Genomic DNA, 26,388 nt, shown 5'->3' on the forward strand with positions numbered 1-26,388 from the left:
ATAAAAAAGCAGCTGTTAAGCTACTTTGAATTCTTCTTATCCCCAAATGAAATGATATATATATATTCTCCCGTTACACGTTCATTAATTCCAGCGATCCTAGCGAATCTCATTAAGTCCGCCCCTTGAAGAAAATACACCGAGATCGTAACTGGTACTTGTGACCACATGAATTGATAAAGCTCATTCACTCTCTGATTCGTCGAAACGATTAAATCATTTACAGGTCCATGATTCCATGCAGAGGTTTGAACGGAAGGTCTTTCCCATTAACCACTATTCTTACCACACTTTGAGTTATGTCCACAACAATCCCCTCCACCATTACAAAATTCAAGCCTGTTTCTATACTCATATTCTTGATTAATAATAAATGTTTAAGGCAAACCCCTATTTTCATTTCTACTCAAAAACAATTTATTTGATAAAATAAAAAAGCAGCGGATTCGCTGCTTTAAAATCTACATAACTCCCTTTTCTTTTGCTCTCTCATAAAGAACCGTGCGGCTTACACCTGTAACTTCACATATCTTCTTTACTGTAAACTTGTTTTCCTTTCGGTTTGCAAGCAGATCTAAAGCATGTTCCATATTAGGACTATCATCATCGTACTTCTTAGGGCGCCCTTTATAAACACCACGCTCTTTAGCTAGTTCAATACCTTCTCGTTGCCGCATTCGAATTAGGTCACGTTCTAACTGATTAACACCAGCCATTACAGTGAGTAGGAAAGTGCTGTATGGATTATCGCTTGTAGTATCAAGCCAATTGTCTTTTAACGACTTAATAGAAGCGCCTTTTTCTTTAATTGTTTCTATGATACATTTCATTCGCTAGATTGATAAGCATTTCAAATGCCATCCCACGGTTTCCGAGTCCCATTGTTATTCCTCGCTTTCTATTAAAAGGATTATTTTGTTAAAAAATTGATTCTAATTTATAACCTCTATCTTTTTCCTTCATTTCCCATTAAAATTGAGTAAAACTATTTCGAAAACATAGGAGAAAGCTATGAAGCATAACCTCAATCTATGGTCCTTTATATGCTCTTTGATTTGCGTTGGACTATTCCGTTTATATTTTGAAATTCCACTTGAATTATTCAAATTTTTCACGGATTCATTACACATTCACCCTTTATTTATATTACTAGTTTTAACAATAGGAACTTTTTTTGCTGGCATTATAGGATTTTCTAAGATGAATAATTGGATTGCGATGCTTAGGAGTGTAGCAACAGTCTTACTAACATTGTTATTATCAGTGTTTTTAACACTAACTTTGATTGTGGGTTATGCATTAAGTTAAACGTAGTTTTTTATGAGTAAAACTCAATATTCCGTCAATAATATAGATGACATTAGATTTTTCTCCTTGTTCCCCCTTGGAGATGAGCAGTTAGTTTTTGCTAACTGCTCTTATATTTATAACAAAGATAAGATTCTTTAGAATGATTCTTCTTTATTTCTCAATATAAGGAGCCTTGGATTTTCATTAAAACTCCTGTAGTATATGAACAAAGAGTAAGGTAAGAGTTACTCTTTGCCATTTTAGGAAAGGTTCTGTTGGAAACAACAGGACCTTTTTTCGTAAAGAGATGGTTTTGTTTAATTTCTCACCACTAACCACAAAAAAATATCTTATAATCGTTATATACTAAATTAAAATAATAGATTAGGAGTAGATCAAATGCCAGTTACACTAGAACTTATTCTTTTCATTCTTCTAGCAATTAGCGCTATTGGCTATTTAGTAAAAGAATTTCAAAAAACTAGGAAAAAAACACTTGGAATTTCACTAGAATTCTTGGTTCTTTTCTGGTCAATATGGAGAATATCGACTATCATAATCTGATTTGTAAAACATGAATTCCTTCGAATAAAAATCAATATTATGTCCATAATGTTGATAGGCTGTATGCCAAAATCCATTTAGTTTTCTCTGTATCTCCTTGTATTGAGCAGTTAGTTTTTGCTAGCTGCTCTTTTATTTATGAAAAAAGATAAAAATTTTTATAATGATTCTTCTTTATTTCTCAATATAAGGAGCCTTGGATTTTCATTAAAACTCCTGTAGTATATGAACAAAGAGTAAGGTAAGAGTTACTCTTTGCCATTTTAGGAAAGGTTCTGTTGGAAACAGCAGAACCTTTTTTCGTGATTTAAAGGTACTAAGACAAAATGAAATATTTACCATGAAGGTAATTGTTAAATATTTTACGCTTATACAGTATAATAGAATAGTTATTGTGTATTGGCATTAAGAGGAGCGTCCTGATTAAGCGCTTCTCTTTTTTTATAAAATAGCTCCAAATTACTTGGACACATTTACCAGTTTATTCAACACAAATATCATGTTAAAATCCCATGTGAATACGACATAACTCAACTTGGTGAATCCCTGTAATATTTCCTATAGGGCTTCTTTTTTTACAAGCAGTTATTTCATTACGCTGACTACCTTGTTGTGCAAAATAACGATTTTGTTCACTTTTTTGATACATTTATAAAACATTCATATGTTATCTTCAGTAAGTTCTATTTCCTTTATAATATTGTGTGAAGTATACCAACGAACGAAGCCTAAAAAACTCTAATGAAGTGATGAAAAATACCTAATTTCTCTACAAAACATTGAGAAATTAGGCTTTTTAATAGAAAAAGTAGCATTCATAAACAATGAATACAGTTTAACTCTTCAATTCTATTTTCACAGATTCATATATTCTTCTAAAGTCAGTTTTTCCTTATATATATTTTCAGCAATATCTCCTACATAGCGAATATGCCAAGGTTCATATGCATAACCCGTAATACTTTCCTTCCCCTTAGGATAACGAATGATAAACCCTGCACGATGCGCGTTTTCTTTCAGCCATTTTCCTTCCTTCGTATTCGCAAAGGATAGCTCTAGTTCATTGTTCGCACTTTTAGAAGAAACATCCATCGTTAACCCTGTTTGATGTTCGCTATGCCCTGGCTTTGCAGAGAAGCGATCCGTATGCTCTTGCCCTTTCTTTTTAACATTGTTGGCATACAGGCCTTTTTGATACTCATAGGAACGAAATCCTGAAACAGCATTCAACTGGATCCCATCTTGCTTAGCTAAAAGGAATAGTTTTTCTAACGCTTCTGCTGCTTCTTTACGAAGATGACTCTTTTCTACTGTTCCACTAAATGAGAACGGTACATTTGGTACAACTAAATCCTCTGGCATATAGTCTTCGGGTAAACCATATTCCTTATTTACTACAGCCTGTATACTAGCAAAGGAACTTGCTATCTTATTTGAGGCCCCATTTTGCTTACTATTTTTTTCTTTATTTATGGAGTTTTCACTAGTTTCATGGTTTGTCTTATATGGTTCTTTACCAATAGATATATTGGTGTAAATGATAAAGATACCTAACATTACTACTATACAAGTTAAGGTTCCTACTAATTTAAGTCTCATCATTCATTTCCTTCCTGCAACTCCTACTGTTACTCATTCATCATACTTCAACCATATCAAATCCATATTAATTCCCTGTGAACTTTTCTTCATAACGTATTCCTTAATAGATTGATAGTATATCTTCCCTTTCTTTTGGCACCCTTAAAATATCAGCTCTATTCATACATGCAGAAAAATAATCTAAAAATTTGTATAATCAGAAAAGAAGTGTAGCATTCTATTATAGAAAGGTCTTGTTATAATGCTAGGTATTGATGTCAAAAAAACAAAAGAAGAGTTAATTATTTCATGGCAATTTGCGGAGGTCACGATTCCATTACGTGATGTGATTGAGGTTACCGAAGATGCTACCTATGCGGGTGTTGAAGAACCAAGTGCAATCCGTATTGGAACAGCATATGGGACAACTGATCGTATATTAATTAGAACTGTAAAACAAAATTATGTATTATTTACTACGAATAAAGTGTCGATTTTAAACGCAATTCACGCGTAACAATGAGTAGATAAACGCGCTTAAACAAAGTTCAAGTGAAATAAAAAGGTGCAAAGTCATAGAATTGATATTGTATTGCTTTTTTTATTAATTCATTCATGACTAAATTCCTTCTATTAACGCTTTCTAAACTAGTTTAAGTCATTTTAAGAAGTAGAAAAGACACCCACATGGGTGCCTTTTTTATATTTCAAGTTTTTAAAATTCATTTATTGTAACTGTAAAATGTGGTTTGAATTTAATTTGGATAATTTTATTTTCTCCTGAACATTGAATGTAAAGAGTGTCCTCACGGGTATAGACTCTTTCTACAGATACTATATTCGTATCAAAAATACTTTTCTCTTTTAATAACAGGTTTAATTCAACAGTATTTTCATAAACTGACATATACATTAACAGTCTAAAACCTAAACTATCTGTTTTGCTATATTTATATACACCTGCACCTGAAATATAATAATCTTCTGGTTCATCCTCGAATATTTCTAATAACTCATATTTATCATATTTTATATCCAATATTCCTAACCTTCTTTGTTCTAGAATAATTTAACTACGTTATTCATTTTATTCTTTTTTCTTTGTAGGTACAACTGTGACAACATCACCTTTGTCATTTAAAACTACGTAACCCTCTTCTCTAACATACTTCCAAGTACCAGGTTTGTCTCCTGGTTGACGAGAACCTGTTTTTATAATATCTTCAACCACATTTGGAGTCATTCCTCTCGGGTCAACTCCTTTTAATTCATTTACATACTCTTCTGAACCGAATGGATATCCTTTTCTTTCAGCTCTCTCACGTGCACGCTTCGTAAGTTCTGCCCGAACCTGAATTGTATCAGGTGCCATTCTTTCAAGCGCATGTTCAGTATACTTACGCCCATCAATGACCCCTCCGCCTCTTGGCATACTCCATCCAATCTCTTCAGTTACCTTTGATACTTTTCCTAAATCCTTCGCTTTTTGTTCTAACTCACCATATTTACCGAATACACGTCCAATAACTTTAGGAGCCCCACCAAAAACAGTAGAAACGGTTCCCCATACATAGTCATTTTTGTCATACTCTCTATCAGTGAAATATTCTTTGCCGTTAATGAGTTGTAGCCCTTGTTTGATTTGCCCAATAACTGGCATGAAATCAAGTGACATCGATCCAAGTTCATTTGTACGCTTCTGTTCTGCCAAAAACTCTTCCATTTTTTCAGGTGGTACACCAAAATCTTTGAGGCGAGTAGATAAACCATCCATGTTTCCAACATTTTTAGCTATATTAGACGTATCTATTTTATAGCCTGAAATCTTATTAGCAGAGTCCATAATGTTATTGGCAGCATCTAATCCAGACATGATATCTGTATGCAAGGTTGGGAATGCTTGTTGAGCTTCTGCAACATGCGTTGAGACACTATTAATTAGTCCATCAGCCATTACTGCTTGTTTATGAAGTGATGCCCCAGCTTTTTGTACGGAATCTCCAAACTTATGGAAACTTTGATTTACTACGCGTAAATCACTGGCCATTTGTTTATATTCAGGTAGTCTGTTTTTGAATCCTTCCTGCATGGCAGTAAATTGCTGTCCATAGTCGCGAACACCATCTGCAAATTTACTGATTTCACCTTTTGGTAATGTGCCAACCCATTTTTCTGCTGGTTCAACAAATGTATCATTGATTGTAAGCCAGTAAAAATTCGTTTGGTCAATCAGCGCTATCGTGAGTTCAGTTACAGCAGTCAAAGCATCTGCATACCATTCCACCATTTGTTTTTTGTAGGATGTCATATTATTTTTATAATCCGTTAAACCATTCACATAGTTTTGAAGGTTAGCTTTGTCCTGCTATACCAAATATTTGCCTTCTTGAATTTGTTGAATAATATTACCTGAATCCTGATTCGCTTTATCTAAAACCATTATGCTATATTTTAGTAGCATTAATTTATGGATTTCCCCAAAATCCTCATTCATCATCTCTAAAATTGCGATAGTAGATTACAGGAATCAGTCAGGCGGCATTTTATCGTAGGCTAAAGGAAATGGAAAAAGATAATGGATAACAATTTTAATACATTTAATTATTTTGCAAGCGATTTACTTCCTCATTCGACTTTATTGTGTAACGGAGAGGAGAACAAAAATGGATATTGTAAAATTAGTGAAAAAAGCAAAAAAGTTTGATTTCTCTGTAGTCGATGATAAGGGTCATGTATATGATAAACTGAAACTACAAGCAGGCATGGCTGTTGGGAACTATGGTCATCATATGGTACTGACTTTGCCTCCAATGGATACGATACCAAAATCATTTACACTCAAGCCAAGTCGAACAAATAGTGAAGGATTTAGTGAAGAAATAAAGGAATTAGAATTAGTCGTTCCTTTAAATAAAAGTAAATAATGACCTCGTTTACTCATATCGCAAAAGTACCTTAAGCTATCGAACACGCGATAGTTGAATAACGAGCTTTATTAAAAGCCGTCATGAAAGCCGGATTCCATAGTTATTGGAATCCGGCTTTTTCACATTAAATTTTCTTAACGTTATAAATCCGCATTTTCCTGACGGTACCCCATCGCTATCAAGCTAACAAAACAAAGTACCCCTAAAATGAAAAAACGCTGATTTCTCAAAGTAATTAACTGTAATGAAAGAAAATTTTCATTGTGGGGGTACATTAAAATTTAGCTTGATTGCCGTGGGGCACTAATAAAAATATAAAAAACTACTGAACTTATTCGTTACTCCCAAAAGAAGATATTGATGAATGCTTTAAAATACCCGGATTAAAGAAACACCAGCTATCATAACAATTAAACCGAAAATTTGTATTGGTTTGACTCGATTTTTCGAAGAATTAAGCAGGCCAAATTGTTCTACCAGCAAACTACCAGTGATTTGACCAAATAAAGTAAGGATTACAGTTTGTCCATTTCCAATTTGATTAACGAGGTATACATTTATTAGAACATAAGCCCCACCTAATATCCCTCCAATCCATATCCACCATGGAGCTGACTGCTTAATAGGTTCTTTAATATTTGTGTAAGAGCGATCCATTATCCCGGCAATTATAATTAAGGTAATGGTGCCTACAAAGAATGAAACAAAGGCTGCTTGTGAAGAAGAATGAAGAACCTTTCCTAATTGACCATTGATAGCAATTTGTATAGCCAGTAACATTCCAGCTATTATACCTACTATACGCCAAATCCATTGATTTAACATGCTTTCCCTGTCTGTTTGAGAAGGTTGTTTTTTATTTTTCGCCTCTTGTATAGCTACAGCTAAAAAGACCCCTATTAAAACTAATACCACACCGAAGATTCGGTTTAATCCAAAAGAATACTGTATTGAATTAAACCAACCGTAATTATCTATTAACATACTCATTAAAGTCATTCCCAATATGGGCATTATCGCTGTTTGTACACTACCTAATTTAGGAAATAAAAGTATATTGGTCGTTAAAGCAACTGCACCACCAATTCCCCCCAGCCATATAAAGATTGGTTGACTCAGGAATAAGTCTAATGGAATAACTAATGGTGAACCACTAATTAATAGTGTGATAAGTAAGAAGATTAGTCCTACACCAAATGAGATCATTGAAGCTAAAAACGGAGAAATCACGAATTTTCTTAATTGGGCATTAATGGCTGTTTGCACAGCAAAAATAGCTCCGAAACTTATAGCTAGAAGTATTGCAAACATAGAAATCCCCCCTATTTTATCGAATTAAAATTCAGTCTTTTCCACTGAAACATTCTCTTTAAAAAAAATTAAAACGACGACATTAATTATTTCACAGTCGTCGTCACATGTAATGAATACAATACGTTCAGGATTAATTACATTTAAAAAACTTATGTTTTTTATTTCAAGAAGGCTCTGTCATTATTAATTTTTTTGATCTTTTATCCATTGTAGCCAATAAGAAAACTCACATGCTAAATGCATTTGATGAGATTTAATAAGGCTATTAGGACAAAGTGCTGGAAATTCAACACTAGCTCTTACTTCAACACCCTTGTTAGTATTTTTGAATTGGTGTCGAACTCCACCAATAACAGTACCGTCTTTCGTAAGTGCAACACCTGCAGATTGGTACTGATAAGAGTTGTCTCTAGGTGTTTTTAATCCTGTTTCGTCACCATAAACAATGAAGAATTGAACAGGAAATGGAGAATTACCAGTAAATTCAATGACCTCTTGTCCATTTTCTCCTATAGGTCTTAATACATAATGATCTGGGCAAGCAGATAAATTTACTAGATCATTTTCTGGTGATTGCTTTAGCATAAGATTATCAAATTCACGTAAAATGTCCTCTGCTGTAATTCCATCTAAGTGGAAATCTGTTTTGGAAAATTTTCGTCTCTTTCCAGAAAAAGCAACACAGAGACGCATAATCATTTCGCCTAGACTAAGTTTAGATTTTAACTTATCGTACATTTCATTATAGGAATAATGCATCTTTAGTTCAGTTAGTTTTTTTACTAATTCGTCCGTATCTTTTATTTGTGGCTCTTTATGCCCCAGTATACGAAAAGTCTTTTTAATACGTTTTCTTTTCCATTTTGTAAGTTGTTCATTGGAAATATTTTTTCCTTCAATATAAATTTTCATATTAATTCTCCTGTATTCTTAATCAATTGTTTTTCCAATAATCGTTTTTCAAACTTATTGTTAGTCAGTTTACTGAATAAAACCAAAGTATTTCTTTAAAACATATCTAGGAATAGAATTTCCATGGTGCTATTTTAGATATCTTCTTTTTGATCGTACTTTAATGTTGTTAATATTAGATTAATCATCTCTTTCTTCGTATCAAGATTTAAATTTATCTCCGAATGTGCAATACTACTAAGACCATATAAAATAAATCCAGAAGTTAAAAATGAGTTGTCGGTGTGGAAAATCCCCACTTTCACCCCGTCTTCAATTACCTGCTGAATTAGTGGGCGTAATTGCATGAATAATTTTTGCTCAAGTAGGTAATGTTGTTCTGTCTGAAATGAACTCGCATCTTTGTATGGTGCTAGTTTTTCAACAAATGTCCAAAATATATCTAGAGAATTTTTCATTTTTTGCATAACGAGCAATTCATTCGAAGTAAGTATTTGCTGAATTATTTCTATATTTTTCACAATAAAATCATTTAAAATCTCATCAACAAAATCTTCTTTAGATTTAAAGTAATAATAAAATAAACCTGTCGCTACACCTGCATGATTAACGACATCCTTTATGCTAAATCCTCCCATACCGTTTTTCATATAAAGTTCAAAACCTATATCCATTAACTCTTGACGCCTTATATCAGGTTCTTTTGATATTCTTTTCATAATTTATCTCCTACCGTATTATTTTCACGACTGAATCTGATTCAATGATAAACGACTGAACTTAATTCAGTCAAGCGTTATTGAATCAGATTCAGTCAGTTATTAATAGAAACATTGCATCCATATTTAAAACATCGTGACTTTATTTTGAACCCATATGTACAATTTTTCGTTTTGGGAGTACTTTAAAAGCATAGCTTGACAGCAATGTGGTGCTATCCTATCGCTATCAAGCTAATAAAAAGAAATGTCACCCTAAAATGAAAAAATACGCTATTCTTTCTGTAGAATCATAGGAAAGGATGGCGTTTTTTATGTCTGTTTCTGTGTCTGACGAATTACAACTATTTGCTCAAGAGATCCAAAGCTTTTTATCTCCAAATACCTTACGGGATCTTGCTAGAGATGTTGGTTTTGTACAACGAACCAGTAAGTATCAAGCAAAAGATTTAGTAGCTTTATGTGTATGGGTGAGCCAAAATGTAGCTATGACTTCTTTAACTCAGTTATCTAGCTGTTTAGAAGCATCAACAGAAGTACTCATCAGTCCTGAGGGACTGAATCAACGGTTTAATAAGGCGGCCGTCCAACTTTTACAACACCTACTAGCCGAACTACTAAACAAAAAATTGGCCGCATCTATGCCGATTTCTTCTCCATACACTTCTGTTTTCAAGCGTATTCGTATTTTAGATTCAACCGCATTTCAACTCCCGGATGTATTTTCATCGGTTTATCCAGGTGCAGGTGGATGCAGCCATACAGCTGGGATAAAAATTCAACTTGAGTATGATTTGTTAAGTGGACAGTTCCTACATATTCATACAGGTCCAGGTAAACAACATGATCGCACTTACGGCTCTCTGTGTGCCCCAACTGTGACAGCGAATGATTTATGTATCCGAGATTTAGGCTATTTTCATTTAAAAGACCTTCAATATATACAAGATAAAGAGGCCTACTATATCTCTCGTATCAAGTCGAATACACGTATTTATCAAAAAAATCCTAACCCTGATTATTTTCAAGATGGAAGAATTAAGAAAGGTACGGAGTATATACAGATAGATATGGAGACGTTAATGAACTCCCTTCAACCAGGACAAACATGTGAAATAGCTGATGCTTATGTAGGAATGATTGATAAAGTGCCAGCTCGTGTAATTGTTCATCGATTAACAAAACAACAGCAACAAAAACGATTACAAGATCAAGCTGTAAGAGAAAAAAAGAAAGGAATGAAGTATTCTCCTCGTAGTAAACGACTCAGTGGTATCAATGTATATATGACAAACACCCCTACAGATATTGTCCCGATGGGACAGGTACATGACTGGTATTCTTTGCGTTGGCAAATCGAAATTTTATTTAAAACGTGGAAGTCATTCTTCCACATTCATCATTGTAAAAAGATAAAACCAGAACGATTGGAGTGCCATTTATATGGTCAATTGATTGCCATTCTACTCTGTTCTTCTATCATGTTTCAAATGCGCCAATTACTCCTCATAAAGAAAAAACGAGAGCTTAGTGAGTATAAAGCCATATATATAATTAAAGACTATTTTCTTCTTCTATTCCAAACTATACAAAACATACTAAGATTAGTAGTGCAGACCAAGGCATTGGTTCGCACTACTATTTTTTATATAGTAGAAGTGAAGAGGAGGTCGTGGGTGTTTTGGGATCCTGAATCCGTATACAAAACTGACCTTCTTCACTTACCTTATTTGAATCAGTTTTTAGTATGTTGGTCTTCGAGATCGTGTATAAGAAATGAGAATCGATAAGTGTAAGTTGAAGACTTCAATTCCACCTGAGGAGGCGCTATATGAAACACGTTATTGCATTTGATATCAGTATGGGTAAAAGTTATATGGTAATTTATAATGCACAAAAACAATGCGTATTCGAAAGTGAAATCAAGCATTCTAAGCCTGATTTTAAAAAGCTACAAGAAAAGATACATAAGCTTACAGATGAAACCGGCGAATCACCTGAAATTGTGTTCGAAGCAACAGGGATCTATTCCAGACAGCTAGAACGATTTATGCAAAATAACCAGTATACATATTGTTTATTAAACCCATTAGAAGCCAAAATACAATGTGATTCCTTGCGGATTCATAAGACAGACCGAAGCGACGCACACCGATTAGCTCTCACTCATTTTACAGTTACCCGAAGGGTATCTACCGGAACTGATAATTTATTCTATCAGTTAAAATCTCTTTCTAGATTATATAGTGAACTGGATGATGAATTATCAATAATTCGCGGCCGTATGCATAAAGTAATCCAATTAACATTTCCAGAATTGGAAAGAATATTTACTAGTAAATCTGATTTGTTTTTAAATTTTGTTCAACTATTTCCCCACCCAGATTGTGTTTTAGGTCTTTCTAAAACCATTATAAAAAATCGTATTCGTGCCAATACCAATAAAAAAATATCAAATATTACGGCGGAGAAAAAAGCGATTCAGATACTTGAAATAGCGAAAATTTGCTATCCTGCTGTTTCTCAGAACGATGTTCTGTGTGACCAGCTCAAATTATACGCAAGGCGCTATCAAGAGCTTCTTCACCAAAAAGAAATCTGTATTAGCAAGATGGTGTATGTAGCTGAGCAACGCGCAGAATACGATATCATTCGCAGTCTCCCTGGGATTGGACCGAATACTGCCGTACGCTTGATGGCTGAAATAGGAGATATTACTCGTTTTAACAATAACAAGCAACTCAATGCATTTGCTGGTATTGATATACGCCGTTTTCAATCAGGTAAAACCTTTTTTAAAGATAAAATCAATAAACGTGGAAATAAACATTTGCGGAAGCTCCTTTTCCTCATCATCCAGAACATGATTAAACAACGACGTTACGGACAAAATCATATTGTTGAGTATTACGATAAATTAAAAACGCAACCTTATAACAAGTGTCATAAAGTTGCGTCCATTGCATGTGTAAATAAATTATTGAAGCTTCTCTTCTATCTCATTACACATAATATGCACTATGATTATCGGCTAGCCGCCTAAAACCATAGTTTCATCCATCGTACCATATCTTCCCCCTAGTAAAAAATGGACACATATTAGGGGTATTTGGCTTGCATTCTAATTGGCTTAAAATCTCTGGCATTTAATCAATTATAACTCTAAAAAACATTTGACTAATCGTAAGAAAAACACCCAAGAGCTATCAAAGGTGTTACTTCGCCTGTTCAATCTCCTACAGCAAAACGGGCGGAAATCTCATCGATATGAGAAAAAAACGGTCTTTGATATATTAGGTGTCGTTTACAATTGTACCATGTCTGATAATCAAGCCGCTTAATTCAAAAAAGTGAAACCCATTAGGGTTTATTTCGTATACAAATATTTCAATCATCTACACTTGCCCTTTAGAAAAAGAAACAATCTCGCCTAAAATTAACTTTGCATAAGCTTAGCTTGATAGCGATGTGACGGTACCCCTTATTAAAGTTATTTAAAATTGATTTTAATAGATTCGATCTTTGCAAATAATAATGTTGTTTAAGTTGAGAAGCGAATATTAAAAATATACTGCTTAATAACTCGTGATTAAGTCTTCGCCCTCATATCTAGGATCTTTCTCGACATTACCATCTTTTGTTTTGATGACTTTTAAGTCTACCTAACCACTCTGCTCCGTTATATGTCTCTTCACTTACCCATACATTATGCTTTTTGCCGTCTACCTCAACTACTAATGTTGGGTGTGTAAACATGAATTCCTTCTCTACATGCCTACCTACAATTTCTGCATTTAATGATGTACCTTCATGGAAATGTACGCCGATTATGTAGATTCAAAAAGATGGATTTCATTAAGTGATGCAACGGAATTAACGATTAAACACCGAGCAGCAGCTGACTGTTTTGCTGCCCTGGAATTATTACAACAACTCAAAAATAATCAAATAGATTAAAATACTGTAAATAGAACTAAATTACTAACATAAAAATAAGCACATCCTGTAAAAACAGATGTGCTTATTTTTTAATTTTTATGCGTTTTTACGTTTTAAGAAAATAACTCCACCAACAATTAACAGTAATGCGCCTGCAGCCATAGAGATCCAACTTGTAAGATCAGCGCCTGTTTGCGGTAACCATCCAATTTTAGATTGAATTTCTTTCTTAGGTTGTGGTTGCTCTTTTACTTGCTCTTTAGGTTGCTCTGATGTTGGAGTATTTTTATCTTGATTCGGCTGTTCTGGTTTAGGTTGTTCCGGTTTTACCTCTTTGAATTTCACTGTTTGTCCCTTATCTTCAAATTCAGCGTGAATAGCTACTAAGATATTATCTTGATACAGTTCTTCAAATACTACTACTTCTTTACCTTGTAATGCAGAAGCATTAAATGTGAAATCTAGTGTGATAGAACCATTTTTTTCTTTTGCAGTAAACTTAGATTCTACTGTTACTTCTTTATCATCAACTAATAATGGTTTTTTTGTTGCTTTATCCATTAGTTTGCCTTTTACAACGTACTCTTTACCCACGATTAAGTCTTTGTATTCCACTTTATCTTGGATTGTTACAGATTTAGAAGTGTCTAACTCTTTAGAACCATCAACCTTATTTGTAGCTGTTGTTTTAATGGAAGGTTCTACAAATCGAACTGTTTGACCTTTGTCGTTAATATCAGCATGTGTTGCAATTACTTGACCTTCATGTAACAAATCTTCAAATACAACTACTTCTCTTCCTTGCTGTTCAGCACCAACGAAAGTAAAGTCTAATGTTACAAAACCATTCTTTTCTTTTGCAGTGAATTTAGTCTCAGCTGTTACTTCTTTACCATCAATTAATAATGGTTCATTAATAGCTTTGTTCATTAATTTACCTTTTACAGTGTACTCTTTACCAACAACTAAGTTAGTATACTCTACTTTATCTTGAATAGTGATAGAATCCTTTGAATGAATCTCTTTTCCACCATCAGCTTTGTTTGTAGCTGTTGTTTTTACTGATGGCTTAACGAACTTAACTGTTTGACCTTTATCATTGATATCAGCATGTGTAGTAACAACTTTTCCGTCTTTCAGTAACTCTTCGAATACTACTACTTCTTTTTCTTCTAAACCAGTTGCATCAAAAGTGAAATCTAGTGTAATAGAACCGTTTGCTTCTTTTGGTGTAAACTTAGTTTCAGCAGTTACTTCTTTACCATTTACAACTAATGGTTTATTAGTCTCTTTATCCATTAATTTACCTTTTAAAGTGTACTCTTTACCTACTTGTAGGTCTTTGTATTCCACTTTATCTTGGATTGTTACAGACTTAGAAGTGTGCATTTCTTTTGTACCATCGGTTTTATCAGTAGCTGTTGTTTTTACTGATGGAATCTTTTCATCTTTGACAATATGTTTAATGATTTGACCATTCTCTTTGATCTCAAAAGAGAATATTTCTTCATTCAATACATAACCTTTTGGTGCAACAGTTTCTTTATATGTGTATTTTCCAAATGGTAACTTTTCAAACTTCGCGATACCTTTATCGTCTGTTTTCCCTTTAACTACTTCTTTTCCTGCTTCATTATAAATAGTAAACTCTGCATTCGGAAGCTTATTGTTTCCATCAGCTACATCAACTTTTGTAATTTCTAGATCACCTTTGATAAGATGATTAACTGCTAATAGCTCAATAATTTTCCCGTGTTCCTTTATTTCGAACACAATTGGTTCTGTAATAAGAACGTAACCATTTGGAGAAGCCTTTTCTACAAATGAATATTTACCATACGCTAAATCTTTGACGTTAACTTCACCAGTTTTATCTGTCTTATATTCCCCAATTACTTTCCCGCTTGCATCTTTTAGCTCGAATACTGCACCTTCTAATTTTTTACTGATATCTTCATTATCTACTTTTAGTAATTTCACACTACCTTTCACTTCTGTATTTTCCACTGTAAAAGTAAGTGTTTTATTGTGCTCTTTAATTTCAAAAGGATACTTTGTTTTATTTCCAATATATCCATTAGGTGTTTTTGTCTCTAAGAAATAATATTTACCATACGTAAGACCATCAACATTTGCAATTCCATTTTCTTTTGTTACTACTTTTTTCACTTCTTTTCCATCTTCAGTAAAGACCGTGAATTCAACATTAGGCAACATCTTACCTGAATCACTAAGTTTTTTTATTTCGATGTTACCTTTTACTTTGTTGTTTACTACTTGAACAGCTCCTATTTCCCCTGTCTTAACTTCAATAGTTTGTGGTTTATCACCTGAAACATAACCTGTTGGTGCTTTAATTTCTTTTACTGTGTAGGTACCAATTGGTAGGTTATTTAATTCTGCAGTACCATCAGCACCCGTCGTGATTTTTCCAACTGATTCATTATTTGCATTAAAGACTTCAAATACTGCACCAGCTAATATTTCTCCATTTTCCCCAACCTTTTTAATTTTTAAAGAACCAGCAGCTTCCCAATTTACTGCAAGGTCACTACTAAGCTTTTCCTCATTTCTTTCTAGTAGCACTGTAGCATTCTGAACAGTATCAGTACCGCGATAAGCAATTGCTTGAACTTTAGTTAAATTTGCAGCAACACTTAGATTAAATTCACCTGTTTTTGTATCTTTAGGAATTTGGATACGGAATTTTTCCCCAAGTGAAAGCTGATCTTTCACTTCTCCATTTTCACTAACAATTTTAACTCCATTAGGTGCATTTTTCGCTACTACTTTATAAGAACCACTCTTAGCATTTGTTTGTACTGTGTATAGGTTTGTTTCAAAAAACTCACCCTTTAATTCTGCCTTTTGCTTTTCAGCAGGAATCACATTCATAAAAATATCTTGAGTATCTTCACTTGTATTTGCAGCATTAATAATTGTCTTAGCCGCTTTTTCAACATTTTTATTTTCATGCTTTAATTCATTTACATCAAGTTGACCTAATGCATTCCAAACCGCAAGCTGAGTTGCATAATGTGCTTCATTCTTATTAGCTACTCCCAGTTGTTCTATACTTTTTTGTGGGAAACCATTTAATAGAACCCTATATACTACATTATCTGTTTTCCCCATTTCAGGAAGATCTTCACCATTTGGTGATTTTAAGCCAAGAGTTAAACAATAAGCAATTTGACCGCTTGAATTTTTGATAATTTCAGTTCGGATATCCTTTCCTAAACTGTTGCTATAACTCCAGTTCATTGAATACTTTTCATGCGTCATAACCTCCGCATTTGCCTTCGGTAGAAACACATTAAAGAATAATGCTAGTACTGATAATAATGCAAAAATTCTTTTAACAACTCTTTTCCCCAATTTTAAAACCTCCCTAGATAAAATGAACCTGATGTATTATTCAAATATTTAAAATAATCACAACGAAGATATTTCATATTATAAGACATAAAGTTACAAATATTATATTATTTTTACAAATTATTTATTTTCTCAACACCCATTATAAATTATGATATTAAAATATATAATTTAATAAAAGCAACAATATTCGGGATACCTTAACAAAATTAGAAGCTGGGTAAAATACTAGAATAACAGTAGTTGAAGTACGGAAACGATTCTGGGTATGAAAGACTACTACAAAGATATTTTAAGAGAGGGATATAGTTCACACACACTTAACAACAAATGAAACAACATCACTCATTTTCCCAAACATAAATTCAATAATTTCATTTCCAAAATCTTAATGGTTTAGTAACCATTCTTCTTCTAAATCTACAAAATTAGCTCCTGACCACCTATGAAGTACCCTTCAAAGCTCTTTTCTTCAAATGAACTTTTTAAAGAATAATACTATAAAAACAATCGCATCCTAACTAAAAATTCCGAAAAAACATTTAGTTATTTAATATGTAAACAGATATTTTTTGCTTGAATATAAGGATTAATAATGAATTTTTATTGCATTTACACCTGCAATGTTTATATCAAAAGATAGTAAATTATGTTTTTATAGGATTTTTTCTATTAGTTTACTGAAAATTTACATTATTATGTGACAATAAATATCATTGTATTTAATATAAAATGATATAAAAAAGGAGGTTTACGTAGATAATTATTAGAACTTTCAGATAATAAATTATACTAAAATTAGTATTAAGAATATTAGTAAAAAAGGAACAACTTTATTACAAAGTTCGAATATTGGTCTAAGTACCCTAGCATCTCAATGGTAACCTCTTGAATACTTTTACGTTTTTAAATAAATTAAAATAACAAAAAAATAATAATTTTTAATTTTTTCTTTGTAATTTAATAAGTTGCATGTTAATATGGCGAAGGTTATAAAATGGATTTCGCCATACACAATGTTTTTTCGGAATATTCACTCCAGAGAAACGTAACTATTTCAGTAATTTGCTTCATCTTTTACCTATACAAGGGCTACTTTCAATTTTTTTGTATAAGTAAAAGTAACTTTTTATTTCTATCTTCCTCATCGATTTTAATATAAATGGTAAAAAAGCACTTTTTCAAGTGCCCTTCCTTTTCTTTTTTAAAGATAGAAAATCTAATAAAATCAAACACCTAGATTAAACACATACATAATCCTACTTACAAACTCTCAGAGAGGTATAAACTATGGGAATTCCTACACTATTATTAAATACATTTATTATTATTATTTGTATCCTTAGTTACCAAGTATTTTGGCTAGAACATAAAGAAAAAATGGCATGTAATAATATATTAATTTCTGTACTTTCCTCCATTGCAATTAGTTTTTGTATGACTTTTCCTTTTCATTTACACGCTGGGTTCATTTATGATTTACGTTTTATTCCCATTATATTAGTTTTTCTATATGGAAATACAAAGAGCATTATTTGTATTGGAGTTTTATATCTTTCTTATAGATTTTACTTAGGTGGAAGCGGAGTTTTCCCATCATTTATTATCTTTACTATTATTTCTGTTATTACAATCATGTTTCGTTACTTATCACCTACTTATTTCAAGGAAAAGAAGATATTATTAAGCATTCTACTTATTTTGATATGTACAACTTCCCTTTCTATCTGCGGTATTGTAACGCAAATAAATACAGGTGGTAAAATTGACTCTACTCTCATCGAATTTTCATTCAATTATATAGTCATAAATATTTTCACATTATTATTATCAGTTTATTTAATAGAAGGAATGATCGAGAAATATAAAATAAAAGAAAGAATGCAAAGAGCAGAAAAATTTTATATAGCTAGCGAACTAGCTGCATCTATCGCGCATGAAATTCATAATCCACTGACCACGGTACAGTGGATTCACTCAATTACTAAATGAAGATGAGAGTGCTAAGATGTCTCAAGATAAGTACTTAGAAATTATGTTACTTGAAATGCAGCAAATACAATCTACTATTAATAACTATTTATCTTTAACCAAACCACAAAACATTATAAAAGAGGAACTAGATATTAATTACATATTAAATCAAGTGAAAGATAATATTTCACCACTCGCTCTTTCATATAATGTTGAAATAAAACAGCATATTACAACAGATTCCCTTTACATAAATGCTAATACTGAAAAATTAAAAATATGTCTAACCAACATCATACAAAATGGAATTGAGGCTATGAAAAATGGTGGCGTATTACAAATAAATATACAAAAAATAAAAGATAATATTGTAATTGATATTATTGATACAGGAATAGGAATGTCTTCCCAACAAATAAAACGTATTGCCTTGCCATTTTATTCAACAACAGAAAAAGGTACTGGGCTTGGTACTATGATTGCGTACAGTATTATTAAAGAATTAAACGGAGATATAGAGATAGAAAGTGAACTAGGAAAAGGAACACACTTTTCTATCACTATCCCCTGCTAATATAATAGAAGACTTATTTAAATGATATTATTTTGTAGCTAATATAACCATATAAAAAGAAGACGTAACTATGATATTATCCCCTTTAATTAGACGGTGTAAAAAGACCATGTACATACATACATGGATGTTACACTATTACTTGGAGGGGATTTTTCATGACTAAAAAAGGTTCAACATTTATTACATATTCAGAAGAATTAAAGTTAACGGCTGTTCAAAGTTATTTAAACGGAGAAGGAAGTTATAATATGATAAAAGAAAAATATCAGATTAGAAGCTCTACACAACTAAAAAATTGGGTGAAAAAATATAAAGAATCTGGTGAAATTACAGATACTCGTGGAAAAAATGGTGGAATGAAAGGTATATCAAATCCTCTAAAAGGCAAACGCGTTCATTTTAAGACGATTGAAGAGGAACGTGACTACTATAAGGCACAGGTTGAATATTTAAAAAAGCAGTATCCGAATCTGTAAATGGAGGTGCACTAAAATATACGGTGAGATATCATATCATTGAATCATTAAAGGGGAAATATCCAGTTATATGGCTTACGAAATTTGCGGGTGTACATCGTTCAAGTTACTATAAGTGGATTCATACAAAAAGTATGAAAAACATACGACTAGAATCCGAGAAACGATTAAAAAAAGTAATACAATCTATTCATGTAAGGCACAAGGAATATGGTTATCCACGTATGAAAATCGCTTTACAGGAAGAGGGATACTTTATAAATCACAAAAAAGTATATCGCTTAATGAGCGAGCTCAACATTCAATCTATTATTCGAAAGAAGCGTCGCTTCTTTAAAGGGAACTATTCCAATGTTTTTCCGAATGTTTTAAACCGTGAATTCAAAGATCGCCAACAAAATGAAGCGCTTGTTACAGATATTACTTACCTACGATTCCAAGAGGGATTTCGGTATCTTTCTGTTGTACAAGATATTTATAATAACGAAGTTGTTTCTTGGAAAATATCCAAGCGCAACGATAATGAACTTGTATTAGATACAATTGAAATGTTGGCACAAAAAAGAGATGTGCGTGGAACCATTCTCCATTCAGATCAGGGATTCCAGTACACATCTCACGCCTACAACAAACGACTTTTAGGTTTAGGTATCATTGGCAGCCACTCTCGCAAAGGAAACTGCCATGATAATGCCTGTATTGAGTCATTTTTCTCCCATTTTAAATCGGAAATGTTGTATTTGAATCATTTTAAAACAGAAGCAGATTTAATACAAGCAATTGAAGAGTATATTTATTTTTATAACTATAAACGGTTCCAAAAACGACTCAACCACCGAGCTCCGATAGAATATCGAATCTCGATGGCTGCTTAGTCTTTTTAATATTGTCTACTTGACAGGGATAAGACCACATGGATAAGAACAGCATCAGATTTTAATACTAGTGATTGTGAATTTTTATTGAGTATAGTTGATGGTTTTGATATTAGTATTTTATGTAAAGATGGGCATTTACTTCAGAAGTTACATCAACATGTTCAAGACCTAGGTTATTTAGATACTAAGTATTTAACAGAACGTACTGCAGGAACTTTTTAACTAGATCTTAAAAAGAAGGATTCAATACTCCTATTAAATCCTTCTTTTCCATTACTCACTACTTCACATATACATAATAAGAACTAGCTGTAATATAGAACACATTACCTCTACTATTCTTCACTTTATATTGTGGTGAACCATTTACAGATACTTTATCAACAATAGTGAACCCTAAACCTTCACCGACAGTTCCTACAACATCTCTATCTGCCCAGGAAGCTTTTGAATAGTATCGTAAGTCATTCACTTTAGAGACTACACGTTTACCTTCCACAGATGAAGATTCTTCTTTATAGCGAATGTATGATGAATCGTTATAAACCCATTGATTCCCTCCAAGATTCAACCAGTTTCCTACTTTACCCCAGACTTTATATGATTCACCCTTTTGTAACTTACGAATGACATCATTGCTTGTGGATGGTCCAGATCGAAGGTTTACATTTAAACCATCGATATAAGCTACTCCTGTTGCATCCGTTACACTTTCAGATGGTTGTTGTGGTTTTACTTCCACAGTGACAGAATGACCATTATACGCTTTTAAAACATCAGAACGGAATTGAGCTTCTGATACACCATGTGAAGCAAGATACCCCTGTGGATCCTCATGATCTGTACCGCCTAATTTGTATGTGATATCTTTATGAGTCCATAGTCCAACACTCGGATGGATATTTCTATCTTTTAAAATTTTCGCAAGTAACTTTACATATCTTTCATACGATTTTTTGAATTTAATTGGGTCACTAGTCTCAGAAAGTTCTACATGTACAAATCTAGCATTTGCCGCTGGACCTGCACCCCATGCACGATATTTAGTAGAAGCGATTTGAATTATTTCATCCCAATCCGTTGCATAATGAACGAATGCATTTCTCCATGTTCTAGCTTCATAATTTCTAATATTGATAGCAGGTGCTTCTGGTGTCGCTGTGGAATGTGCTACTACTCCCTCATATGCACCAACACCATATCTATATCCTTGCTTAGGTAAATCTGGAATAATCATTTTTCTATCTGCAAAAGCACTTGCAGAAGAAGAAAATAAAATAATACACATGATAAATAACGCGCTACATTGTTTCATTAATTTTTTCATTTCGTATTTTCCCCTTTAATATTTGCATAAACAAAAAGAGCACCTCAATTGAGACTGCTCCTTTTGCTATCATTTTTTATATTTGTCTTTATTTAATTTTTTTCTTTTCTAGATTTTGATCTTCTAATTTTCGCCTCAATTTCAGAAGATACACTTTCTAACAACCAAGTAGGAATCCATTTATCCCAGCTAATCCGTACACAATTGGCTGTAAAGCTATTAAAAATATGATAAATTAAACCACCAGTTACCATAAAAAAGAAAAACTCTGGTAGTTTAAATGCAATATCAAATAAATGCGCTAAAGAAGGTAATAAAAAAAGCACCACAGTTCGTGCAATGCCCTCAATTCCATATTGTGATGAATACGTACCATCTAATTTTGAAGCTTTACTACCAGTGATCCAATCTAATACAACTACCCATACCAAAATAATAATCCAAATTAAATTAGATTGACCATATAAAAAATTAAATATGGTGCCCAATCCCCCACTAATTACAGAAGCAACTTTAAATTGGGTGTTATTAATAACATCCAGTACATTTAATGTTTTTACAAGCTCATGAATCCGTTCCAAACTTTCACCCCCTTTTTTACATTTCAAAGCAAAATAAAAAAGCCTGCTTTGGCACGCTCGATTTTGATAAAGTTATATGTTCATTTTCTTCCACGCATACTCTAGTGGTTCAGTTCGTGGTGGCTTCATTACTTCTTTTTCAGTAGTTCCTTTCTTACCTTGTGATAAATTGTGCATAACACCTTGACGGGTGGAAATCTGCCTAATACCTGTTCGTATCCAATCATCGGGATTTAAAATACCCCCTTGATGTGTTAGGAGTTGCCTAACGCCTGTATGTGAAAAATCGATTGGATTAACAATAACCCCTTGACGATGTGTATTGATTTCACGTATTCCATCATGATATAGCGTTGTTGGAGATATGATTATACCCTGATGCGTATTAATTTCGCGTGTTCCCGTACGGTATAGATTTGTTGGAGATATGATCATACCTTGAAGTACTGCCATATACTTACCTCCTACTTATTCAATCCGTAAAGCTACATAGTAATCACTAAATGAATTAAATTGATTAGCTATAGGGGCCGACGTGTAAAATAATTTGTACTTATGAATTTCCCCATTTTCAACAATCTCTGTAATATCACCATAAATAAAACCGCTACCTTTATAGATGTAAAAGCCATCGTACTTCCCTCTAAATCCTTCACGACTATCTCCCATGTATAAAGGAGTGAAAACTATCTTTCCTTCATTAGAGGGTGCCTTTAGAAGGACTTTATCCCAATAAAATGTAGAGTTTGTATCAGAATATGGAACGGAACCTGAAAATTTACTTCTATCAGTTATATGTGTAGCTGTTTGACCGCGAGAACCGCAGCTAAACATAACACTGAACGGGCAAGAATACGGTGAAAATAATTCCGGTTGATAGTATTCGTCTGGAAGGCCTATAAAACCAATCACTGTCTTTCCTTTGTGAGATGGGATTTCATCATCATTTGCATATACACAATAAATAACAGTATCTTTATCGACGTATAGATATAGGTCAACCATATATTTTTCATAATTTAAAGCAATTGCCCCACTAGAATAATTTGCTTTCCCCTGATGGAATACTAAAGGGAACCAAGCTTCTTCTCCAGTTCCACTCCCACCCTCTTTATCGTAACCTCTGATTAGTCTGTAACTACCATCTGTATATTTCACATTCGGTTCTCTTATGTCATACTGACTTGATAATGAAGAATTTTTTGCAAGATTATCATAAGGACGCAGCTCAATATAATTGTTTTTGGTTCCATCATTACCTGTAGAATACATAACAAAAATATTATTCTTATCCGGTTTGTCAGCATTTAATTGCTGCCATCCAGCCTTTTTCATTTCATCGATAATCTTCATAAAGACTTCTCTGCGCTCTAGTCTGTGTAACTTACAAATTTTATTTGTCATTTTATATGTTCCTCCCTAATTTAAACGTATTGCTTTCATAGAAACATTAAAAGTAGAGTTTGCTACGCCCCTATTTTCTATATAAAGATTTACCTTGTTTGTATGATCTTTATCCTCACAAGGAATAGCCAAAATATCATATATTCTTTTTTCTGATAAGCTTTTATAAATCTGATTTCCATTCTCTTTTTGATCGTACATAAATAACATTGCTTCAACGTTTGAATCATTTGTAACTTGAATCGTACGAATATCGTATTTGTTACACCCTACATCCAGTGACGTATATAAAACTTTCCCTGGTTCAATTGTAATTTGTACATTCCTCTCAATAAGGATTGATGGTGTAATCTCACTTTCGTATGTATATCTATATAATTTCATTGCAGTTCCCATATTGTATTCATCTCAATTATGTTTTAGATGAACATTAAAATAAATTGGTTCAAATGCTAGGACATTTGTATCCTTCACAACCTTTACCCAAAAATCTCGCATACTTTGTGCAGCTACTGAATCAATCTGTATTTATTTAATTTTTTTCTTTTCTAGATTTTGATCTTCTAATTTTCGCCTCAATTTCAGAAGATACACTTTCTAACAATCAAGTAGGAATCCATTTATCCCAGCTAATCCGTACACAATTGGCTGTAAAGCTATTAAAAATATGATAAATTAAACCACCAATTACCATAAAAAAGAAAAACTCTGGTAGTTTAAATGCAATATCAAATAAATACGCTAAAGAAGGTAATAAAAAAAGCACCACAGTTCGTGCAATGCCCTCAATTCCATATTGTGATGAATACGTACCATCTAATTTTGAAGCCTTACTACCAGTTATCCAATCTAATACAACTATCCATACCAAAATAATAATCCAAATTAAATTAGATTTACCATATAAAAAATTAAATATAGTGCCCAATCCCCCACTAATTACAGAAGCAACTTTAAATTGGGTGGTATTAATAACATCCAGTACATTTAACGTTTTGACAAGTTCATGAATCCGTTCCAAACTTTCACCCCCCTTTTACATTTCAAAGCAAAATAAAAAAGCCTGCTTTGGCACGCTATTGTTTTAATTTGTAATTATTTTTGCTATATGTTCGCTTTTTCCATGGTGATTCTAATGGTTCTTTTCTTGGTAGTGCTTGATTACGAATTTGTTCCTCAGATATATACTGATTTTGCTGAAAAAAACCTTCAAATGTCCCATTCGGAACTCGAACCCCCCCTGTTAAAAATGGGATAGGAAGAAAAGTACTCATTACTTTTGTTTTTACACGACTTCCTTTAATTACGTATATCGGATTCGAAATTTCTTGTCCAGCAGTCTTTCTAACTTCACGTTCCCCATAATTTTTCACTATAATCTGAGGTAACACTTTACCACTTGTTTTTGTAATTATCCGTTTGCCCTGTTCCTTCATATTAACTTCAGGTACTATCTTTCCCATTGTTTTATCATTAATTCGAATTCCTGTTTTATTACCTTGGTGACTGACAGTTAATTTTATTCCTCTATAAGTAGCCATCATTCATATCCCTCATCTTATTCTTATAGCCAGATATGTTATATCCCTACCAAATGAAGAAGTAGTTTTGTAATTGGATTCACTACTGTATGAAAAATAATTTGCCCAAAATGGTAAATAAACTTCAATACCATTCTCAGTTTCAATTTCAATTGTATCTCCACTTCTTCCATCAGTTATAATCTTGCCATTAGGTTTAAAGCATTGTAAAAATCCCAATTTAGCCCTTAAACCAACATTCTCCTCTGCTATATATAAGTCCCATAACATAATTGTCCCATTATTTGACCCACCTTCTGCAGGTGCAGGATAACACGTTAAATACGTAAAACTATTTTGATATGCAAAATTATCTAAAAGCCTTTTAGGTGTATTACATGTAAGGAAAGCATAATCCATACCAATATACGACGTGCTACTACTTGCATGTATCGCGCAGGAATAGGATGGTTCATTTTTTTCTTCAACATATGTTTCTTCAGGTATACCAAAAAAGTGTACTATTGGTTGCACAGCTTGACCTGGTTTTTGCTGCTTTAAAATCGTCTCATTTGGTATAGCTATAAAAACAACTCTATCTAAATCAGCATAACAATAGTATTCCATTTCCAGATCTTGGCTCAATGTTAGTTCACCACCATAAGTTAGCTTGGGGCTTCGATAAAAGAAATTCAACCTATTCCAATTCCCATAAATACTTATTTCTTTTTTATTTTCATAATCCCATTCCCTAATCCACTTAAAAAGTCCATCCGTTGAATTATTTTTTCTAATATCATAACTCGGTTTTCCAAGTGCATCTTGTCCTGAATAAGGATAAAAAGCTAAATACATTGGTGATCTTCCATTGCTTCCTTTAGAATGTATTACAATTCGATAGTCTTTCTCTGTACCATTATCCTCAAGAACTTCCCATCCAGCTTCTACAAACATTTTTATAAATGAATCAAATAAATCCTTCCTTAAACATGTTTCTCTTTTATAAATGATACTCACTTTATATCAC

At 32.9% G+C, this 26,388-nt stretch carries 22 protein-coding genes and 9 pseudogenes; 11 read left to right on the plus strand and 20 right to left on the minus strand.

From position 1 onward, the window contains the following. Nucleotides 1-36: 36 nt before the first annotated feature. The 3 pseudogenes from JFU23_RS04540 to JFU23_RS30470 form a co-directional block, all read right to left on the minus strand. Nucleotides 37-400 (minus strand): annotated as a pseudogene (locus JFU23_RS04540) (hypothetical protein). 61 nt (nucleotides 401-461) lie between these two features. Then, nucleotides 462-821, minus strand: a pseudogene (locus tag JFU23_RS04545) (recombinase family protein); the annotation flags it as partial. Then, nucleotides 814-882, minus strand: a pseudogene (locus tag JFU23_RS30470) (Holliday junction resolvase RecU); the annotation flags it as partial. The pseudogenes JFU23_RS04545 and JFU23_RS30470, both read right to left, overlap by 8 nt. Before the next feature lie 129 nt (nucleotides 883-1,011). Here JFU23_RS30470 and JFU23_RS30475 point away from each other — a divergent pair. Then, entirely contained in the window at nucleotides 1,012-1,308 is a 297-nt protein-coding gene (locus tag JFU23_RS30475) for a hypothetical protein (RefSeq protein WP_002142559.1), read from the plus strand. A 1,048-nt stretch (nucleotides 1,309-2,356) separates the two neighbouring features. Here the strand turns inward: JFU23_RS30475 and JFU23_RS30205 are convergent. Next, on the minus strand, nucleotides 2,357-2,503 hold the full coding sequence (locus JFU23_RS30205; protein WP_207200002.1) for a hypothetical protein: 147 nt from the start codon (nucleotides 2,501-2,503) through the stop codon (nucleotides 2,357-2,359). A gap of 206 nt (nucleotides 2,504-2,709) precedes the next feature. Further along, nucleotides 2,710-3,453: a M15 family metallopeptidase gene (locus JFU23_RS04550; protein ID WP_201032258.1), complete on the minus strand. Its 744-nt coding sequence runs from the start codon at nucleotides 3,451-3,453 to the stop codon at nucleotides 2,710-2,712. A gap of 244 nt (nucleotides 3,454-3,697) precedes the next feature. Here JFU23_RS04550 and JFU23_RS04555 point away from each other — a divergent pair, with 244 nt between their 5' ends. Further along, nucleotides 3,698-3,952, plus strand: a complete 255-nt coding sequence (locus JFU23_RS04555) for a SunI/YnzG family protein (RefSeq protein ID WP_002035246.1) — start codon at nucleotides 3,698-3,700, stop codon at nucleotides 3,950-3,952. A 198-nt stretch (nucleotides 3,953-4,150) separates the two neighbouring features. Here JFU23_RS04555 and JFU23_RS04560 read toward each other — a convergent pair whose 3' ends face one another. Beyond that, nucleotides 4,151-4,474 carry a hypothetical protein gene (locus tag JFU23_RS04560; protein ID WP_016091836.1) on the minus strand — a complete coding sequence of 108 codons (324 nt, stop codon included), beginning with the start codon at nucleotides 4,472-4,474 and terminating at the stop codon, nucleotides 4,151-4,153. 48 nt (nucleotides 4,475-4,522) lie between these two features. Next, a complete protein-coding gene (locus JFU23_RS30480) occupies nucleotides 4,523-5,773 on the minus strand; it encodes a hypothetical protein (protein WP_242483487.1) in 1,251 nt (416 codons plus the stop codon). A 325-nt stretch (nucleotides 5,774-6,098) separates the two neighbouring features. On the opposite strand from JFU23_RS30480, the gene JFU23_RS04570 reads away from it, so the two are divergent. Beyond that, the gene (locus tag JFU23_RS04570) at nucleotides 6,099-6,359 is read left to right on the plus strand and encodes a DUF5643 domain-containing protein (protein ID WP_242483488.1); all 261 of its coding nucleotides are present in this window, start codon (nucleotides 6,099-6,101) and stop codon (nucleotides 6,357-6,359) included. A 372-nt stretch (nucleotides 6,360-6,731) separates the two neighbouring features. On the opposite strand, the gene JFU23_RS04575 is transcribed toward JFU23_RS04570, so the two are convergent. The 3 genes from JFU23_RS04575 to JFU23_RS04585 all read right to left on the minus strand — a co-directional run bounded on the left by JFU23_RS04575 (nucleotide 6,732) and on the right by JFU23_RS04585 (nucleotide 9,307). After that, on the minus strand, nucleotides 6,732-7,673 hold the full coding sequence (locus JFU23_RS04575; protein ID WP_201031480.1) for a DMT family transporter: 942 nt from the start codon (nucleotides 7,671-7,673) through the stop codon (nucleotides 6,732-6,734). Between the two features lie 186 nt (nucleotides 7,674-7,859). Next, nucleotides 7,860-8,588: a hypothetical protein gene (locus JFU23_RS04580; protein WP_201031481.1), complete on the minus strand. Its 729-nt coding sequence runs from the start codon at nucleotides 8,586-8,588 to the stop codon at nucleotides 7,860-7,862. A gap of 134 nt (nucleotides 8,589-8,722) precedes the next feature. Beyond that, nucleotides 8,723-9,307, minus strand: coding sequence for a TetR/AcrR family transcriptional regulator (locus JFU23_RS04585; protein WP_060487330.1), 585 nt, complete (start codon nucleotides 9,305-9,307; stop codon nucleotides 8,723-8,725). Between the two features lie 314 nt (nucleotides 9,308-9,621). Here JFU23_RS04585 and JFU23_RS04590 point away from each other — a divergent pair, with 314 nt between their 5' ends. From JFU23_RS04590 to JFU23_RS04600, 3 genes and pseudogenes are all read left to right on the plus strand, one after another. Further along, on the plus strand, nucleotides 9,622-11,097 hold the full coding sequence (locus tag JFU23_RS04590; RefSeq protein ID WP_201031482.1) for an IS4 family transposase: 1,476 nt from the start codon (nucleotides 9,622-9,624) through the stop codon (nucleotides 11,095-11,097). A gap of 41 nt (nucleotides 11,098-11,138) precedes the next feature. Beyond that, nucleotides 11,139-12,350, plus strand: a complete 1,212-nt coding sequence (locus JFU23_RS04595) for an IS110 family RNA-guided transposase (RefSeq protein WP_201031483.1) — start codon at nucleotides 11,139-11,141, stop codon at nucleotides 12,348-12,350. A gap of 142 nt (nucleotides 12,351-12,492) precedes the next feature. Further along, nucleotides 12,493-12,648 (plus strand): annotated as a pseudogene (locus JFU23_RS04600) (IS4 family transposase); the annotation flags it as partial. Nucleotides 12,649-12,882: 234 nt separating this feature from the next. On the opposite strand, the pseudogene JFU23_RS04605 reads toward JFU23_RS04600, so the two are convergent. Continuing rightward, nucleotides 12,883-13,117, minus strand: a pseudogene (locus JFU23_RS04605) (hypothetical protein); the annotation flags it as partial. Between JFU23_RS04605 and JFU23_RS04610 the strand changes: the two are divergent. Then, nucleotides 13,118-13,264, plus strand: a pseudogene (locus JFU23_RS04610) (3'-5' exonuclease); the annotation flags it as partial. Between the two features lie 78 nt (nucleotides 13,265-13,342). Here JFU23_RS04610 and JFU23_RS04615 read toward each other — a convergent pair. Beyond that, nucleotides 13,343-16,624, minus strand: coding sequence for a VaFE repeat-containing surface-anchored protein (locus JFU23_RS04615; RefSeq protein WP_201031484.1), 3,282 nt, complete (start codon nucleotides 16,622-16,624; stop codon nucleotides 13,343-13,345). Nucleotides 16,625-17,914: 1,290 nt separating this feature from the next. Between JFU23_RS04615 and JFU23_RS04620 the strand changes: the two are divergent. From JFU23_RS04620 to JFU23_RS04635, 4 genes and pseudogenes are all read left to right on the plus strand, one after another. Further along, nucleotides 17,915-19,172: pseudogene (locus JFU23_RS04620) on the plus strand (ATP-binding protein). A 158-nt stretch (nucleotides 19,173-19,330) separates the two neighbouring features. Continuing rightward, nucleotides 19,331-19,651 (plus strand): helix-turn-helix domain-containing protein, encoded by a 321-nt coding sequence (locus JFU23_RS04625; protein WP_201031485.1) that lies wholly within the window; start codon nucleotides 19,331-19,333, stop codon nucleotides 19,649-19,651. Between the two features lie 23 nt (nucleotides 19,652-19,674). After that, nucleotides 19,675-20,526 carry an IS3 family transposase gene (locus JFU23_RS04630; protein WP_172805416.1) on the plus strand — a complete coding sequence of 284 codons (852 nt, stop codon included), beginning with the start codon at nucleotides 19,675-19,677 and terminating at the stop codon, nucleotides 20,524-20,526. Between the two features lie 36 nt (nucleotides 20,527-20,562). Then, nucleotides 20,563-20,751 (plus strand): annotated as a pseudogene (locus tag JFU23_RS04635) (DUF2691 family protein); the annotation flags it as partial. 58 nt (nucleotides 20,752-20,809) lie between these two features. Here JFU23_RS04635 and JFU23_RS04640 read toward each other — a convergent pair. From JFU23_RS04640 to JFU23_RS04675, 8 genes and pseudogenes are all read right to left on the minus strand, one after another. Continuing rightward, the gene (locus JFU23_RS04640) at nucleotides 20,810-21,856 is read right to left on the minus strand and encodes an N-acetylmuramoyl-L-alanine amidase (RefSeq protein WP_201031486.1); all 1,047 of its coding nucleotides are present in this window, start codon (nucleotides 21,854-21,856) and stop codon (nucleotides 20,810-20,812) included. A 92-nt stretch (nucleotides 21,857-21,948) separates the two neighbouring features. Beyond that, nucleotides 21,949-22,437, minus strand: a complete 489-nt coding sequence (locus JFU23_RS04645) for a phage holin family protein (RefSeq protein ID WP_201031487.1) — start codon at nucleotides 22,435-22,437, stop codon at nucleotides 21,949-21,951. Between the two features lie 72 nt (nucleotides 22,438-22,509). After that, complete coding sequence (locus JFU23_RS04650) at nucleotides 22,510-22,890, minus strand: hypothetical protein (RefSeq protein ID WP_236571845.1); 381 nt, start codon at nucleotides 22,888-22,890, stop codon at nucleotides 22,510-22,512. 15 nt (nucleotides 22,891-22,905) lie between these two features. Continuing rightward, nucleotides 22,906-23,841 carry a hypothetical protein gene (locus tag JFU23_RS04655; RefSeq protein WP_201031488.1) on the minus strand — a complete coding sequence of 312 codons (936 nt, stop codon included), beginning with the start codon at nucleotides 23,839-23,841 and terminating at the stop codon, nucleotides 22,906-22,908. 15 nt (nucleotides 23,842-23,856) lie between these two features. Then, a complete protein-coding gene (locus JFU23_RS04660) occupies nucleotides 23,857-24,237 on the minus strand; it encodes a hypothetical protein (RefSeq protein ID WP_201031489.1) in 381 nt (126 codons plus the stop codon). Between the two features lie 136 nt (nucleotides 24,238-24,373). Beyond that, nucleotides 24,374-24,862: pseudogene (locus tag JFU23_RS04665) on the minus strand (phage holin family protein). 55 nt (nucleotides 24,863-24,917) lie between these two features. Then, complete coding sequence (locus JFU23_RS04670; RefSeq protein ID WP_201031490.1) at nucleotides 24,918-25,385, minus strand: hypothetical protein; 468 nt, start codon at nucleotides 25,383-25,385, stop codon at nucleotides 24,918-24,920. Between the two features lie 9 nt (nucleotides 25,386-25,394). After that, nucleotides 25,395-26,378 carry a hypothetical protein gene (locus JFU23_RS04675; RefSeq protein WP_085311989.1) on the minus strand — a complete coding sequence of 328 codons (984 nt, stop codon included), beginning with the start codon at nucleotides 26,376-26,378 and terminating at the stop codon, nucleotides 25,395-25,397. Nucleotides 26,379-26,388: the final 10 nt, after the last annotated feature.

Source organism: Bacillus sp. TH50 (genome assembly GCF_016650565.1).
Taxonomy (GTDB): Bacteria; Bacillota; Bacilli; order Bacillales; family Bacillaceae_G; genus Bacillus_A; species Bacillus_A mycoides.

What these genes read in the sequence shown, in the direction of transcription:
- JFU23_RS04555 (WP_002035246.1), top strand. Translation starts at nt 3,698, where the DNA reads ATGCTAGGTATTGATGTCAAAAAAACAAAAGAAGAGTTAATTATTTCA.
- JFU23_RS04640 (WP_201031486.1), bottom strand. Translation starts at nt 21,856, where the DNA reads ATGAAAAAATTAATGAAACAATGTAGCGCGTTATTTATCATGTGTATT.
- JFU23_RS30205 (WP_207200002.1), bottom strand. Translation starts at nt 2,503, where the DNA reads ATGTATCAAAAAAGTGAACAAAATCGTTATTTTGCACAACAAGGTAGT.
- JFU23_RS04625 (WP_201031485.1), top strand. Translation starts at nt 19,331, where the DNA reads ATGACTAAAAAAGGTTCAACATTTATTACATATTCAGAAGAATTAAAG.
- JFU23_RS04590 (WP_201031482.1), top strand. Translation starts at nt 9,622, where the DNA reads ATGTCTGTTTCTGTGTCTGACGAATTACAACTATTTGCTCAAGAGATC.
- JFU23_RS04660 (WP_201031489.1), bottom strand. Translation starts at nt 24,237, where the DNA reads ATGGGAACTGCAATGAAATTATATAGATATACATACGAAAGTGAGATT.
- JFU23_RS30475 (WP_002142559.1), top strand. Translation starts at nt 1,012, where the DNA reads ATGAAGCATAACCTCAATCTATGGTCCTTTATATGCTCTTTGATTTGC.
- JFU23_RS04650 (WP_236571845.1), bottom strand. Translation starts at nt 22,890, where the DNA reads ATGGCAGTACTTCAAGGTATGATCATATCTCCAACAAATCTATACCGT.
- JFU23_RS04550 (WP_201032258.1), bottom strand. Translation starts at nt 3,453, where the DNA reads ATGAGACTTAAATTAGTAGGAACCTTAACTTGTATAGTAGTAATGTTA.
- JFU23_RS04655 (WP_201031488.1), bottom strand. Translation starts at nt 23,841, where the DNA reads ATGACAAATAAAATTTGTAAGTTACACAGACTAGAGCGCAGAGAAGTC.
- JFU23_RS04585 (WP_060487330.1), bottom strand. Translation starts at nt 9,307, where the DNA reads ATGAAAAGAATATCAAAAGAACCTGATATAAGGCGTCAAGAGTTAATG.
- JFU23_RS04670 (WP_201031490.1), bottom strand. Translation starts at nt 25,385, where the DNA reads ATGATGGCTACTTATAGAGGAATAAAATTAACTGTCAGTCACCAAGGT.
- JFU23_RS04570 (WP_242483488.1), top strand. Translation starts at nt 6,099, where the DNA reads ATGGATATTGTAAAATTAGTGAAAAAAGCAAAAAAGTTTGATTTCTCT.
- JFU23_RS04580 (WP_201031481.1), bottom strand. Translation starts at nt 8,588, where the DNA reads ATGAAAATTTATATTGAAGGAAAAAATATTTCCAATGAACAACTTACA.
- JFU23_RS04575 (WP_201031480.1), bottom strand. Translation starts at nt 7,673, where the DNA reads ATGTTTGCAATACTTCTAGCTATAAGTTTCGGAGCTATTTTTGCTGTG.
- JFU23_RS04595 (WP_201031483.1), top strand. Translation starts at nt 11,139, where the DNA reads ATGAAACACGTTATTGCATTTGATATCAGTATGGGTAAAAGTTATATG.